This is a genomic window from Paenibacillus sp. 32O-W, assembly GCF_007679495.1.
GTDB lineage: Bacteria > Bacillota > Bacilli > Paenibacillales > NBRC-103111 > Paenibacillus_L > Paenibacillus_L residui.
On the sequence record NZ_VEGP01000049.1, the window covers coordinates 1 to 13,823 of the forward strand.

General features: G+C 52.4%; 12 protein-coding genes. 6 read left to right on the forward strand and 6 right to left on the reverse strand.

Annotated features, from left to right (window positions below; genetic code table 11):
- Positions 1 to 65 precede the first annotated feature (65 nt).
- Entirely contained in the window at positions 66 to 215 is a 150-nt protein-coding gene (locus tag FS806_RS26275; RefSeq protein WP_222126704.1) for a hypothetical protein, read from the reverse strand.
- A 119-nt stretch (positions 216 to 334) separates the two neighbouring features.
- Here FS806_RS26275 and FS806_RS17670 point away from each other — a divergent pair, with 119 nt between their 5' ends.
- The 3 genes from FS806_RS17670 to FS806_RS17680 all read left to right on the forward strand — a co-directional run bounded on the left by FS806_RS17670 (position 335) and on the right by FS806_RS17680 (position 4,350).
- Positions 335 to 1,861, forward strand: coding sequence for an extracellular solute-binding protein (locus tag FS806_RS17670; protein WP_144939278.1), 1,527 nt, complete (start codon positions 335 to 337; stop codon positions 1,859 to 1,861).
- Positions 1,862 to 1,876: 15 nt separating this feature from the next.
- Positions 1,877 to 3,706 (forward strand): cache domain-containing sensor histidine kinase, encoded by a 1,830-nt coding sequence (locus tag FS806_RS17675; RefSeq protein ID WP_144939280.1) that lies wholly within the window; start codon positions 1,877 to 1,879, stop codon positions 3,704 to 3,706.
- A gap of 155 nt (positions 3,707 to 3,861) precedes the next feature.
- On the forward strand, positions 3,862 to 4,350 hold the full coding sequence (locus tag FS806_RS17680; RefSeq protein ID WP_144939282.1) for a cysteine dioxygenase: 489 nt from the start codon (positions 3,862 to 3,864) through the stop codon (positions 4,348 to 4,350).
- Here FS806_RS17680 and FS806_RS17685 read toward each other — a convergent pair.
- From FS806_RS17685 to FS806_RS17695, 3 genes are all read right to left on the reverse strand, one after another.
- Entirely contained in the window at positions 4,347 to 5,399 is a 1,053-nt protein-coding gene (locus tag FS806_RS17685; RefSeq protein WP_144939284.1) for a CapA family protein, read from the reverse strand. The two genes, FS806_RS17680 and FS806_RS17685, sit on opposite strands and share 4 nt — an antisense overlap.
- A 165-nt stretch (positions 5,400 to 5,564) precedes the next feature.
- A complete protein-coding gene (locus tag FS806_RS17690) occupies positions 5,565 to 6,164 on the reverse strand; it encodes a YkoP family protein (RefSeq protein WP_260982153.1) in 600 nt (199 codons plus the stop codon).
- 33 nt (positions 6,165 to 6,197) lie between these two features.
- Positions 6,198 to 6,734: a phosphatase PAP2 family protein gene (locus FS806_RS17695; protein WP_144939288.1), complete on the reverse strand. Its 537-nt coding sequence runs from the start codon at positions 6,732 to 6,734 to the stop codon at positions 6,198 to 6,200.
- 398 nt (positions 6,735 to 7,132) lie between these two features.
- Here FS806_RS17695 and FS806_RS17700 point away from each other — a divergent pair, with 398 nt between their 5' ends.
- The 3 genes from FS806_RS17700 (at position 7,133) to FS806_RS17710 (ending at position 10,754) form a co-directional block, all read left to right on the forward strand.
- Entirely contained in the window at positions 7,133 to 8,086 is a 954-nt protein-coding gene (locus tag FS806_RS17700; protein ID WP_144939290.1) for a D-2-hydroxyacid dehydrogenase, read from the forward strand.
- Positions 8,087 to 8,125: 39 nt separating this feature from the next.
- Positions 8,126 to 8,872 (forward strand): NAD-dependent protein deacylase, encoded by a 747-nt coding sequence (locus tag FS806_RS17705; RefSeq protein WP_144939292.1) that lies wholly within the window; start codon positions 8,126 to 8,128, stop codon positions 8,870 to 8,872.
- Between the two features lie 265 nt (positions 8,873 to 9,137).
- On the forward strand, positions 9,138 to 10,754 hold the full coding sequence (locus FS806_RS17710) for an S-layer homology domain-containing protein (RefSeq protein ID WP_144939294.1): 1,617 nt from the start codon (positions 9,138 to 9,140) through the stop codon (positions 10,752 to 10,754).
- A 243-nt stretch (positions 10,755 to 10,997) separates the two neighbouring features.
- Here the strand turns inward: FS806_RS17710 and FS806_RS17715 are convergent, their stop codons facing one another.
- Together FS806_RS17715 and sigK are read right to left on the reverse strand one after the other, a co-directional pair.
- Positions 10,998 to 12,449 carry a SulP family inorganic anion transporter gene (locus FS806_RS17715; protein WP_144939296.1) on the reverse strand — a complete coding sequence of 484 codons (1,452 nt, stop codon included), beginning with the start codon at positions 12,447 to 12,449 and terminating at the stop codon, positions 10,998 to 11,000.
- 435 nt (positions 12,450 to 12,884) lie between these two features.
- Positions 12,885 to 13,583 (reverse strand): RNA polymerase sporulation sigma factor SigK, encoded by a 699-nt coding sequence (gene sigK, locus FS806_RS17720; RefSeq protein ID WP_144939298.1) that lies wholly within the window; start codon positions 13,581 to 13,583, stop codon positions 12,885 to 12,887.
- Between the last annotated feature and the right edge of the window lie 240 nt (positions 13,584 to 13,823).

Here is a 13,823-nt window from a genome sequence, read left to right on the forward strand (position 1 = left end):
CGTTAATTGCGCACGTACGGATCTGTGAGGGGTAAGGGGCACAATCCTCGAAGGAAAGGCCCCGCCTACTCGACCAGCTCCTTAAGGGCCTCGCCCTTTTTTTGATAGTCGGGAGACCAGACCGGATTAACATTTTGCGCCTGTACAATTTTTAAAGCAGCGAACGCAATTTCCTTCTTGACGGATTTCCTCGAATCGTTCAAAGTGAAAGTCATGAGAGTACTACACAAAGTAACCGGAATCCACTATTTTATGGAAGCGCATACAGGTACAATAACGGTACACTTCCATCCTTCCGGTATTCTCGGCAAACATGATAACAAGGGGTATAAGTATGAAGAACCGCTCCGTAAGTAGACTAAGCCGCTTGATAATACTGGTTTCCGCTGCCGGTTGGATATTGATGGCCTCCGTCTCTTGCTCTTTACTGCCGACAGGCAAGGAAGGAAGGAGGGATAAGGACGGAAGTCCTCTGCCATCCAAAATTCGCATAGTAATCAGCAGCATGGGGCTCACTTTTCCGAATGGACTAAATGAAAACAACAATCCGTATCTCGACTATATCGAGCAGAGCACCAATCTGGATGTTGAGGTGATATTGCCGCCGGTGGATGCTTATCAGGAGATGCTCAATGTGATCATGGCATCGGGGGATTTGCCCGATATGCTCAATACGAGCAATCCCGGATTTCTGTCCAACTATGTCAAGAAGAATGCTTTGATGCCGCTGGATGATTACATCGATAAATATGGAGCCGATTTGAAACGGCTCATTCCCCAGGAAGCCTGGGATCAGGTCACCTTCGACGGGAAAATCTATGCGATTCCCAGCCTGAATGAGGTGAAAGGAACGGAGATCATGTATGTCCGCAAGGACTGGCTGGATAAGCATGGCCTTAAGCCTCCCAGGACGCTGGATGAATACGTGGAGGTTATGAGAGCCTTTGCCGGGAACAACCCGGACGGCAGTCTTTCCGGCGCTGTCGGCTTATCCATTACTGAAAATCTGGGGAGAACCGCTCCTTTCTTCGGCGCGTTCGGAACTCAGAAGAATGCTTGGTATGAACGTAACGGAGAACTGATCTACTCGGGAATTTTGCCGGAAACGAAGGAAGCGCTCGCTTTCCTGGCTGAATTATATCGGGAGAAGCTTCTGGACCAGGAGTTCCCTTTGAACAAGACCAAGACACTGGAGGAGAAGATAATATCGGGCAAGGTGGGACTGTTCTCCGCGGCTTGGTTTGATACGAGAGGTCCGATTGAACAAAACCGCAAGCTCGATCCGACCGCAGAATGGATTCCGCTGGAGTATCCGACTGGCCGGGACGGGCACAGAGGAACCTACACCACTTCCATTGTCCGTTCCTATAACGTGATTCCGGCTGCAAGCAGCAACCCGGAAGGGGTCGTCGCTTTTCTCAATTTTATCGCCGGGGAAGGGCACAAAACGCTAAAGCTCGGCTTTGAGAACGAAGTCTGGACGAAGAAGGACGGGAAGATGATTTCCAATTTCGAGGAGCATAACAAGCAGCAATACCGCGGCATTTACGGTGCGCTGTGCGATACGGTGGAGCTGTCTGTGAGCAAGGACCGGCTTGACTCGCTGGGAGAGCATTTTCGCCTGTGGGACAATATAGAGCAAATCCATGCCAATTTGATCAAAAACGAGTTCGATGCAGCCCCTACGCCGGCAATGGGCAAATACAATGCCAAGCTGCAGCAGCTTATGGACGAAACCTTTACCAAAATCGTCGTTGGTACGGTTCCGCTGGACGCGTTCGATGATTTTGTAGAGAAGTGGAAGCTGGAAGGCGGCAATGAAATCACGCAGGAAGTGAATGAGTGGTACAAGAACAAGTAGGAGGAACGCGCATCTATGAGAAGGCTGCTGAGAGGAATCTATAATTACTTTACCGGACGCATTCAGGTGAGGCTGACATGCTATTTTCTTCTCATCCTCCTTCCCCTCGTGATCATCAGCTTGTTTGCCAACGGCAAATCTCAACAGATATTGGAGGAGGAGACCGGGGAAAGAACACGCGGGGCGCTTCAGGCCGCAGTGGAATATATCGATTTGACCCTGCAGAATGTGGATGAGCTGTCCACTCTTCTGGCAACGGACCGCAACCTGATCCGTCTTCTCGAAGAGGCGGAATCGCAGCTGACGCCGCAGTCCATTGTCGACTTTTCCCTTCTGATGCGGGAAATTACAAATGTGATGTCCATCAATCATATTTTGTCTAAAATATCCATCATTCATCTGCCTTCCGAAATGATGATCACTACGGACTCCGGCGGAAAGCGAATTCCCGGTGCGGAACGGCATCCCGTCATCGCCAAGACGGTCGAAGCCAACGGGGCCAGGCTGTTGTACATCCCGGAAGCCGACGGGAACGAGGATCTGCTTAACGGTACGTTCGAGACCGATCAAATCTATTTATTGCGGACGATGGATTTATACAATCATGACCGGCAGCCGAACATACTGATTCTGGCGATCAAGAGAGATACGCTGCTCAAGCTGACCTCTTCGATTCAACCGTCCGAGAATGCCCATATCTACTTGTTCTCCAATGATAACAAGCTGGTAGCCGGCACCGGGCATAGCCGTTTCTTCCCTTATTGGGATCCGGTGAGCGAGGAGATGGTTATGAAGAGCATGGAGAAGCACGAAGAGAATATGTTCATCATTCGTGCCAAGTCCCGCTATTCGAATTGGTCGCTCCAGCTCATGCAGCCGGAGGTTGAACTGAACGGGAAGACCCGGCAGCTGCAAATGTTCACTTATTTGATCATCGGGCTGAGCGTTATTCTGGCCCTCTGGATCTCCTGGATTGTGTTCAGCGGGATTTCCTCGCCCCTGTCTAATCTGGCATATGGGCTCAGGCAGTTGAGATTCGGCAACCTCGACGTCAGGCTCAGCGACAATAACCGCAAGGACGAGTTCGGATATGTAACCAACACATTCAATAAAATGATTGAGGATCAGAAGCATCTGATAGAAAATCACTATGAGCAGCAGCTTCGCTTGTCCCGAACGGAACTGAAATTTTTGCAGTCGCAAATTAATCCGCATTTTCTGTATAACACTTTGGACACGATCTATTGGACGGCCAAAAATTACGAGGCAAGCGAAATTAGCGAAATGGTGCTGAATCTTTCCCGTTTTTTCCGGCTCAGTCTGAACAAGGGGAAGGATACGTTCACCGTTGAGGAAACAATGGGTCACCTGAATTATTACATCCGGGTGCAGCAGCTTCGCTTCCTCGACCAGTTTACAGTGGAGTATGAAATATCGGAGGACAGCAAGCACTTATATATTCTTAAGCTGCTGCTGCAGCCGCTCGTGGAGAATGCGATACTGCACGGGCTGGAGAAGAAGCAAAGCGGAGGCCATCTCCGGATCGTAAGCCGGTTAGAGGACGATCATTTGCAGCTTACCGTGCAGGATAACGGAGTCGGAATAAGCGCAGAGAAGCTGCGGTATATTCGGCAGGAGCTTGCTGCGGCCGCCTCGGTCGTCTCCAGCGCACATTCCGCGGAACCGGTTGAAGATCTGTTCGGCTTAAGAAATGTGGTCTCCCGTATCAAGCTGTATTACGGCAGCGAAGCGCGGCTGTCCATTGACAGCCAGGAAGAGGTAGGGACGACCGTCGTGCTTTCCATCCCAATGAGCGACCGCTTAACGACGGGCAACGGAGGCTAATGCTCCTTGTCCTTTTCTTTTTTTTGCCGGCTTTGTTGGAACCCTCCTGTTCTTTTTTCCATACATTGAAGCAGGGCTATAGTCCCTCAGGATCTATAGTTTTTTTATAAAGATTTCTTATAGGAAACAGGAACAATGCTTATAAGGAGGACAACATGAACTGGCTGGAAGAAGTAAAGAGAGTGATCAACGGGATATCCTCCGGCAAGGAGGAAGAGCTTAGAGCGGCTATTCGCGAATTGAAATGCACCCCGCTTCAGATCGGTCCGCACGTAACCGAACCGAAGGATTTGCCCTACGGACGGAACGTCATCCACCGGACCGATCAAGTGGAAGCGATCGTCATTTACCTGCCGCCCCTCCAGTCTACCTTTATCCACGATCACGGCAAATCGGTAGGCTGCGCTTATATCGTGCAGGGGACGATGGTAAATACGATCTATAAACCTAATGACCGCGGCAAGGCGGAGTTTCTTTACGAATACAGGCTGAATGCCGGGGAATGTTTCTACGCCGGGCCGGGGCAGGTTCACGCCATGCGCAACCCGTCCAACAAGCCGCTCATCACTTTCCATTTGTATTCGCCGCCGCTGCAGAAAGCTAACCGTTATGAGGCGGAATGGGTTCTCGATTTTGTTATTTAAGCCTGAACAGCCGATGCGGGGGAACGGCGCTTCAAGTTCAGGACGTCCAGCGTCTGCTGATAAAGCCGCTGCATCAATGCTCTTTCCTCCCCGTCGGTTATCTCCTCGGGCCGTTCAAGGGCGGCCTGAATGGGAACGACCTGATAGGTTCCGCTCTTCGTCTGCTCCGGAGAGCGGACCCAGGTAGGCACTGCATGCACATCGGAGATGCGCACCCTCCGGTTAGGTGCTTTCTCGATTTCGATTTGCAGAATCACTCCGGCCAGGGTGGACGGATTTTTTTTCAAGCGGGTGCTTAACAGACTTCCCATGGAATAGACGGCAAAATGTCCGGGTGAAGGAAAATACGCCGGCTGTACAACATGGGGGTGGGAGCCGAGAACAAGGCGGGCTCCATGCTGGAGAAGCATCCTAACCAACCGCCGCTGTTCGCCGGTCGGCTTGTGGCTGTACTCGGGTCCGGCGTGAATACAGACAATCGGAAGATCGGTGACCCGAACGAGATTCTTCAGATCCCGTAACATCGAGGGCAGGTGAATTCGGTTAACCATCCACGGCTTCGGGACCGGCAGCGAATTGGTTCCTCTTGTGTATGACAGGATGCCGATGCGGATTCCATTGCGTTCCAGGATCAGAGGCTTAGACGCTCCCGCTTTGGACGCATAGGTTCCGGTATGAGCGATACGGTGCTTGTTCAAGATGCGGAGGGTGCGGACCAATCCGACCTCCCCCCGATCCATGCAATGATTATTGGCGGTCGTTAATACGTCGACTCCGCTGTGGGCCAGCGCTGCCGCGAATTCGTCCGGACAGTTGAATTCGGGATACCGGGTCTTCGGATTTCTCCTCATATAGCTGCTTTCCCTGCCCGCCAATGTCACTTCCAGATTGCCTATCGATAAATCGGCATCCCGCAATATAGGCGCGATCGGCTCCAGCAGCGGCTCGAAGGAATACCGGTCCGTATCGGGCAGCTTGGCCGTCGTTATCATGTTTCCTCTGACTAACAGGTCGCCAAAGGCGGCTATTCGAAGTTTATTCCCGCTCATCCAAACTCTCCCTTCCTTTCTAGATTAACCGGCTCGAACCCACGAGTCTTATTATCCTATTCAGCAGAAGCGGAAAACGTTAGTTCCAGGTTAACAGGACAGGGCAGGGCCAGGGAAAAAGCCGAATCGAGCGGAAATATCGCCGGACGGATCACCCGCGCCGGGCTAAATAGCCGATGACTCCACCCCGAACCGGCGGATCAGCGAAGAGCGGGTCATCACTAGCCTCATCGGAACAAGCTTCTCCGTATGGGGGACGATGCGCCGGCGGTTATTCGGATGGAAGACCGTCAACAGCAAACGCAAATAGGAGGTAGTAAACTTGCGGAAGAAGCCCTGCTCCACGTGGTGAGTCTCAAAGCCCAACCCGTGCGTAATGCCTCGATGCAGCAAAGTTATGCCCTGCAGCGCCTTGACCTGGCTCAGCTGCGGGTTTCTTTGCATTTCTGCGCAAATTTGCCGCATGGCGCCGCGTGTAAGGCGGGCGATCATCAGCGCCACGCGGTTCGCTTCGTTGGACTGCAGCATATGAAGGATTTTCCGATTATCCAAATGCAGTTCGCCGATCCAATCGCCGGAATGTATCCATGTGCCGTCCTCGCACTGAATGCACTTCCCTTGGTACTTGATTACGAACATTTTACAGATGCCGAATTCTCCGGCATATTTGGAGCGTAAGCGGCTGAACGCCTCGAATACCCGCTCCCAGCCCATCCAACAATGCTGGACCACTTGTTTGATTTTTGAACCGGCTTGCATATCCATTTCCTCGCTTTCGTGTTCTCTAAAATTTGCTGCTTACGCGGCCCCGGCGACCAGTACAACCAGGATGGCGGTTATCGTGCCGACCAAACCGCCGGCCAGCACGTCGGAAGGATAATGAACGCCCAGGCAAATACGCGACAGGCCGACGATGAAGGCCAGCGGCAGCAATATCCGGGCGAGCCCGGGATCGGCGAACAAGAACGGAATGAAAGTGGAGAAAGCGGCCGTCGTGTGCCCGGAGGGAAACGAATAATCCTTGAGCGGATGGATGAAGAGCTTCGCCTGCTGCAGGACATCATAGGGCCGGTTGCGCTGGAACGTTTTTTTGATGAGCACTGCCAGCAGATGGCTGGCGGCTAAGGCGATCAGGCTCAGCCAGCCGGTTCTTTGCCAAGGCTCTACCGAGAAAAGGATAATCGAAAGGGAAAACAGGATGGTGAATGCCGCGCTTCCCAAATGGGTGAGCCCCTTTAGTAGGCGGTCGAGCACAGGATGGCTGAGCGAATGGTTGCACCAGAGAAACAGCCGATTGTCGTACTCGCGCAGCCAAAGATAATAGCGATGTTTCATTGTTAACACTCCCCAAGGAAAAATAGCTTGACCGGTCGCAGTTGGCGCAAGTCCTGCCTAATGCCGCTGGCCGGGCGCTGTCCTTGCCCGTTCTTCTCGCCTACCGGCCCGATCTGTTAGTTCACACAGCATAGTGATAAGAACAGCAGCGCGCTGATGCCAACCATTACTGTTTCGTCAAAGCTTGTGACCATCCTGTTATGGTTGGATTTGTTTTCCAGTATATCGGATGATGCGGGTAGAACGAACCGGCCTCGCGCCGAGATTTCACCTCCGACCAAAGTCCAGTCTGGTTTTCCCTGAAGCGCCGGCTTTCTGCCTTTTGAAGAATAGAGGCTTATTGTCGTATACTAGTAGGAAGCAGGATAGCCAATTTTCGGAAAAAGGGGGAGAGGTTCATGAACATAGTTGTTCTGGACGGTTATACATTGAATCCCGGCGATCTCAGTTGGGAGCCGCTGCAGCGGCTGGGCCGGTTGACGATCTACGAACGGACGGGCCCGGAGCAGATTGTGGAGAGGGCGCGGGATGCGGAAATTGTGCTGACGAACAAGACACCCTTGCGGGCCGCAACTCTGGAGCAATTGCCCAAGCTGAAATATATCGGAGTGCTGGCTACCGGGTATGATATCATCGATGTGAAGGCTGCAGCGGAACGAGGCGTCATCGTTACGAATGTGCCGGATTACAGCAGCCGTTCCGTAGCTCAGCTTACGATGGCCCTACTGCTGGAGCTGTGTCATCATGCCGGCCGGCATAGCGATTCGGTGAAGGCGGGTGATTGGGCGGCCAGCCGGGATTTCAGCTATTCGCTCACCCCGTTGATCGAATTAAGCGGCAAGACGATGGGGATTATCGGGCTCGGCACCATCGGAAAGCAGACGGCGAAGCTCGCGCAAGCCTTCGGCATGGAAGTGATCGCGACCAAGCGCAGCCTTCCCGTCGGAACAACGGAGGATAACGTGCGGATTGTGGAACTAGACGAACTGCTTCGTCTTTCCGATGTGGTCAGCCTGCATTGTCCGCTTACCCCGGAGACGGAAGAAATCATTCAGCGGAAGACGCTGGACCGGATGAAGCCCTCCGCCTTCCTGATCAACACCTCCCGAGGGAAGCTGGTGCGCGAGCAGGATTTGGCCGATGCGCTGAACGAAGGCCGGATTGCCGGGGCGGCGGTTGACGTTCTGTCCCAGGAGCCGCCTGGAAGCGATCATCCGCTAACGAAAGCGGCCAACTGCATCTTGACTCCCCATATCGCCTGGGCGACACAGGAGGCCAGGAGCAGGCTGCTGGAAACTGCGGCGGCCAACGTGGCCGCCTTTCTTGCCGGCACACCGGTCCATACGGTATAATCGCAATTCTTGTACGTACAGAGGAAAGCAGGGATGAGGATGGAACATTTGCTGGAACTGCGGCAGCTTCTTCGGCGAAGCCGCTCCATTGTTTTCTTCGGAGGAGCGGGGACGTCAACGGAGAGCGGAATCCCGGATTTCCGCTCGGAAGGGGGCTTGTACTCCACTTCGGAGGGAACGGAGGTTCCTCCGGAAGAAATTCTTAGCCGCCGTTTTTTTATGAAGCATCCGGAAGATTTCTACCGCTTCTACAGGAAGAAAATGATATATCCCGATGCCAAACCTAATGCGGCGAACCTGGCCTTGGCCAAGCTGGAGCAGGAGGGGCGTCTGTCCGCCGTCATCACTCAAAATATCGACGGTCTGCATCAGGCGGCCGGCAGCCGCAATGTCCTGGAGCTTCACGGCTCCATTCACCGGAATATTTGCTTGAACTGCCATGAGAGCTACGACCTGGATTATGTTCTGAACAGTGCAGAGAACGTACCCAAATGCGCGATTTGCCGGGGAAAGCTGAAGCCGGACGTTGTTCTCTATGAGGAACCGCTGGATGAGAAGGTGCTGACAGCGTCCATCGAAGCCATCGCCGGCGCCGATGTGCTGATTGTGGGAGGAACCTCCTTGACGGTATACCCCGCTGCGGGTTTGATTCGGTATTTCAATGGGGACCGCTTCATTATTATCAACCGGTCGCCCACTCCTTTTGACGGAACGGCGGATTATGTATTTCACGATTCGATCGGGCAGCTTCTTCCCCAATGGGTGGACGATTCGCCGGATAGCTGAATTTAGCCTGCCGGCAACGTCAGCGGATTCGCAAACTCATGGCGTGCATTATTTCAGAGTTTTTTTGCTGTTCCGCTATTTTTCTGGATTCGTCATCATACGCAAACCGCCGACATCGGCGGTTTTTCCATTTTCAATAAAGGTTAAGCTCGTCAGATGGGCATGAAAAGCATTCAGCCGTTTGCGTCCGCAGCCAATCCTCTTTCCCCGGGTGCAACTTTCCTCCCTATGCCGCGTTTTATATTTGGGGGAGGAGATCAAACGAATGGGAAAGTGGATAAAAATAATCGCTTTTGTCGTGCTCTTGATGAGCGTCGGAACAGTGAACGTCTATGCTTATGATGTAGCGGCTTTAAAGCCATTTAACGATTTGCAGGAAGGAGATTGGTCCGAAGCCTCCGTTTACTTGCTTTCGTCCTTGGGGGTGATAGAAGGCTATTCCGACGGCAGCTTCCGGCCGGATGAGCAGCTGACCCGCGAAGCTTTCATTAAGCTGTTGACATCGGCTCACAAGCTGGGTGCCCCAGCGGAGTCGTCATTAACGTTAACGGATGTAACCGGGGACCGGTGGTCTTATCCATATATTCAGGCCGCTTATTCATTGGGCTGGCTGGATCATATGGTTGAGAACGGGCAATTTCACCCCGAGCGAGCCATTACCCGGGAAGAGGTGGCGGCCGCGGCGGGACGATCGCTGCTGGCCGGCCTCGATGAACAGGAGCGGAAGGCCTGGCTGGAATCGGGCTGGCTCCATGAGCAGGCCGCCAGAGGATTTGCCGATCAGGCGCAATTCCGTCCGGATACGGCGCCCTATGCCTACTATGCAATGAATAGGGGGATCATGGAAGGTGACGAGACAGGCTTTCGCCCCGGCGACGAATTGACGAGGAAGGAGGCGGCGGCGATCATTCACCGGCTGACGGATCGCTTGCAATCCGGACAGCCTGTATCGGTGACCGGTTTCTATGCGATTCGCTCCTATTCCAATATGGACAAGCTGGCGATGGTGGATCATGCGGTATTCGGCTGGTCCCACCTCGAATATCCCGGGGAAGGCTCCGCGTCTCTGAATACAGCCGAGACGGAATACCGGATACCGGAAGGGTGGAAGGAAGCGTTGGATACCGCCGGAAGTCATCGAATTTCCAAGGATTTGATGGTCTTCTATAACGATGGCCCCATGTTGGCGAAGTTCCTTCAGGACGAGCGGGCAGTGGAAGCCTTCTATGAATCGGCATTGAACGTGCTGAGTGATCCCCAATACGGATTTACCGGATTGCTTATCGATTTCGAAGGGCTGAAGGGCGAAGAAAGCCGGGAGCCGTTCGTCCGTTTTATCCAAGGACTGAAGGATAAGCTGGGCTCCTATTCCTTGAAGGTGGCCGTCCCGCCGACCTACTACTATTCCGGCTATGACCTGGCGGAAATCGGCCGAATTTCCGATGCGGTCGTGCTGATGGCCTACGACTATACGGACCGGAGCCAAAGGCTTCCTTCCGCTCCATTGCCGTTGGTGAATGATACGGTCCGCCAGGCGCTGCTGTCGATTCCGGCCGAGAAGCTGATTCTCGGCATTTCCAAGCAGGCGAATCAATGGGTAAGCACTTCTGCGGGGACAGAATACTACTCGCCCGCCGTCGAGCTGGTAGAGGAACGGCTGAAGCAGCCGGGCATCCAGGCGAAGCTGGCCAATCCTTATTATGTTAAGCAACTGCTGTATTCCGATGATCGCGGCAGTCATGAGCTGTGGTACGAGGATACGGACAGCATAGGGGCGAAAATATGGCTGGCCAAATATTACGGGCTGCAGGGTGTGTCGCTGTGGCACATGGGGAATTTTACAGATCGTGATTGGGCTATGCTGGGGGCAGCGACCCGTTAAGGCAGTCAACGGAATCTGTTCGCTGCAACAACATTCCGCGAATGTCCCGTGAATAGACTAAGCCCGCTCTCCTTATCGGAGGGCGGGCTTTTTTCTAATATAAGCGTCTAAGTTTCACCTTATACCTGTTCTTATATTTCATCGGTAAACGCGCCTGTCCAAAGGACGGCGATAGCCGTTTATCCTTGGATAGTACAGATATTATAAGTTCCGGGGCTCCCCGCATTTGTGGGGTTATTTTATTTAATGTCCGGCCGACAGCTCGAGTCCGACCGTGTCCACCAATCGGCTGCTTTCGTTGTTAAGGCCGGTAATGCTAACCTTCTTGTCCAGCTGCCGGTACTTCGCCACAACTTTGGCGATAGCTGTCACGGCCGAATGATCCCAGACATGCGAGCCGGAGAAATCGATCACGATGTGGCCCGGGTCTTCCTGATATTGAAACTGCTTCAAGAAGTCGGATGTGGTGCCGAAGAACATCTGGCCGGTTACCTTGTATACTTTGCTCCCGTCCGCTTGAACCGTCGCCTGAATCCGGATCTTGGCCATTTTCCAGGCAAAGACCAGCGCGCTGAGCAGCACTCCGGCCAACACGCCTTTGGACAGGTCGTGGGTAGCCACTACAATAGCGACAGTAACGATCATTATGAACGAGTCGCTCTTGGGAATTTTATTAAGATTACGAAGCGAGCTCCAATTGAAGGTTCCGACGGAGACCATTATCATGACGCCGACCAAAGCGGCCATCGGGATTTGCTGAACGACGTTGCCGAGTACAATAATCAGAAACAGGAGGAAGGCTCCCGCAACGAAGGTGGACAGGCGGGTGCGGCCGCCGGATTTCACATTGATAACCGATTGCCCGATCATGGCGCATCCCGCCATTCCTCCGAAGAAGCCGGTCACTATATTGGCCAGCCCTTGCCCTCTTATCTCTTTATTTTTATCACTTGCCGTATCCGTCATTTCATCCACGATTGTCGCTGTCAAGAGCGATTCCAGTATTCCTACCAATGCCAGGGAGAATGAATAGGGAAAGATGATAAGCAGAGTCTCCCAGCTCAACAAAACTTGAGGAATGTGGAAGACCGGCAACGAATTGGTAATCGTCCCCATATCCCCTACGGTATTAACCTTCAAGCCAAGTCCGATCGACAGGAAAGAAACTATAAGGATGGCAGCCAGGGCAGAAGGGACGGCTTTCGTCCATTTCGGCAAAAGATAGATAATGGCCAGAGTGAGGCCAACCAACGCGTACATTACCCAGCCCTGTCCGACAAAATGGGGCAGTTGAGCCGCAAAAATGAGAATCGCGAGCGCATTCACGAAGCCCGTCATCACCGAATGAGGGACGAAGGTAATAAAGCGGCCCAGCTTCAGCAATCCCATCACGAATTGCAAAATACCGGTCAATATCGTCGCCGCAAATAAATACTCCAGCCCATGATCCTTGACGAGCGTAACCATTAACAGCGCCATGGCTCCGGTAGCGGCGGAAATCATTCCGGGCCTTCCCCCCGCGAAGGAAATAACGAGAGCAATACAGAAAGAAGCGTACAGCCCGACCATCGGGTCCACTCCTGCAATGATGGAGAATGCGATCGCCTCCGGAATCAAAGCCAGAGCGACCGTCATTCCCGACAGGATGTCCATGCGCGTGTTGGAAAACCAGGATTTTTTCAGTTGTGCATTCATGTTAGTGCGAGCAAACCTCCTAGATATCTGCGTATAGTTTTGTTGGCTTTCCACTCTCAGAAAAGCCGGGGCCGATGTTCACAGTTTGACATTATACCTAACAATACGGGGCTTGACCAGTTATTTTTGTAAAATGGCCAGGCTCGCTGAGATTCCGATTGCCGTGGAGTAAATTCCTGCGATAATACATCAATTATGAAGCGAACGGAGGGGTTCGAAAGAAAAGCCTGCGAAAATACAGGAATTTTCTTTCCAAATGGCTGAATCGCCTACTTCAAGAAGAAAAAGATGCACTATCGCAGGCTTTGACCCAATAACTGAAATGTAAACTCAAAAAGATGTATTTCTGCAGGCTTTGTGACAGCCGGACTCTACCTCCCCAATGCTAGAAAAAGCCGTTCTATCTCCCGGTCGGGAAATAGAACGGCCGCACAATCATTTCTTTTTATAAAATTCATGATAGAGCTTCATTAAAGCCCGCTTTTCAATTCTGGAAACATAAGAACGGGAGATACCCAATTCCTTGGCAATTTCCCGCTGAGTTCTCTCGTCGCCGCCCAGCTCCAGGCCAAAACGCCCTTTAATCACTTCCTGCTCCCGGTCATCCAGAATATCCAGATGATCGTATATTTTGCTTTTTTCAATTTTGAGCTGAACCCGTTCCGCCACCTCATCCGCCTCTGTCCCGAGAATATCGATCAGGGTAATTTCGTTGCCTTCCTTGTCCGTGCCTATCGGATCGTGCAACGATACGTCTTTTCTCGTCTTCTTGAGCGATCTTAGATGCATCAGGATCTCGTTTTCAATACAACGGGCGGCAAAGGTGGCCAGTTTCGTCCCTTTGTCCGGGGAGAAGCTCTCGATAGCTTTAATCAGGCCGATCGTACCAATGGAGATCAAATCCTCCAGATCTTCGCCGGTGTTATCAAATTTTTTGACGATGTGAGCGACCAAACGCAGGTTGTGTTCGATAAGCATGTTGCGGGAATGCTGGTCGCCCTGAGCCATTTGTTTCAGATGCCTCATTTCTTCCTCTTCGGTGAGCGGTTGGGGGAAAGCGTTGTTTTTGACATAAGAGACGAGAAGCATCAGTTCCTTGATGAATAAAGCAATAGCCGTAAATAGGCCCGGCACATCTGTCACCTCCTGAGCGTTAGCGAAACAAGCCTACCTCCTTGGCGTTTGTTCGACGAATATTACATTGTATGTGGGCAAACGCCCAACCGTGCCTGTACGGTCGGGAAAAAAGTGGGATCTGACGGATGGGTTCTCCCAATCCGGGGGTTCCGAAATTTTCTTTTTCATACATAAGAGGAATTTTGAGGGGAATATAGAATACAAGTTAGTAACAACTATGGGTTTGACCGAGAGTTA

Bases quoted from the DNA above. Each gene is read 5' to 3' on its own strand.
- FS806_RS26275 (WP_222126704.1), bottom strand. From the start codon at position 215: ATGACTTTCACTTTGAACGATTCGAGGAAATCCGTCAAGAAGGAAATT.
- FS806_RS17670 (WP_144939278.1), top strand. From the start codon at position 335: ATGAAGAACCGCTCCGTAAGTAGACTAAGCCGCTTGATAATACTGGTT.
- FS806_RS17675 (WP_144939280.1), top strand. From the start codon at position 1,877: ATGAGAAGGCTGCTGAGAGGAATCTATAATTACTTTACCGGACGCATT.
- FS806_RS17680 (WP_144939282.1), top strand. From the start codon at position 3,862: ATGAACTGGCTGGAAGAAGTAAAGAGAGTGATCAACGGGATATCCTCC.
- FS806_RS17685 (WP_144939284.1), bottom strand. From the start codon at position 5,399: ATGAGCGGGAATAAACTTCGAATAGCCGCCTTTGGCGACCTGTTAGTC.
- FS806_RS17690 (WP_260982153.1), bottom strand. From the start codon at position 6,164: ATGGATATGCAAGCCGGTTCAAAAATCAAACAAGTGGTCCAGCATTGT.
- FS806_RS17695 (WP_144939288.1), bottom strand. From the start codon at position 6,734: ATGAAACATCGCTATTATCTTTGGCTGCGCGAGTACGACAATCGGCTG.
- FS806_RS17700 (WP_144939290.1), top strand. From the start codon at position 7,133: ATGAACATAGTTGTTCTGGACGGTTATACATTGAATCCCGGCGATCTC.
- FS806_RS17705 (WP_144939292.1), top strand. From the start codon at position 8,126: ATGGAACATTTGCTGGAACTGCGGCAGCTTCTTCGGCGAAGCCGCTCC.
- FS806_RS17710 (WP_144939294.1), top strand. From the start codon at position 9,138: ATGGGAAAGTGGATAAAAATAATCGCTTTTGTCGTGCTCTTGATGAGC.
- FS806_RS17715 (WP_144939296.1), bottom strand. From the start codon at position 12,449: ATGAATGCACAACTGAAAAAATCCTGGTTTTCCAACACGCGCATGGAC.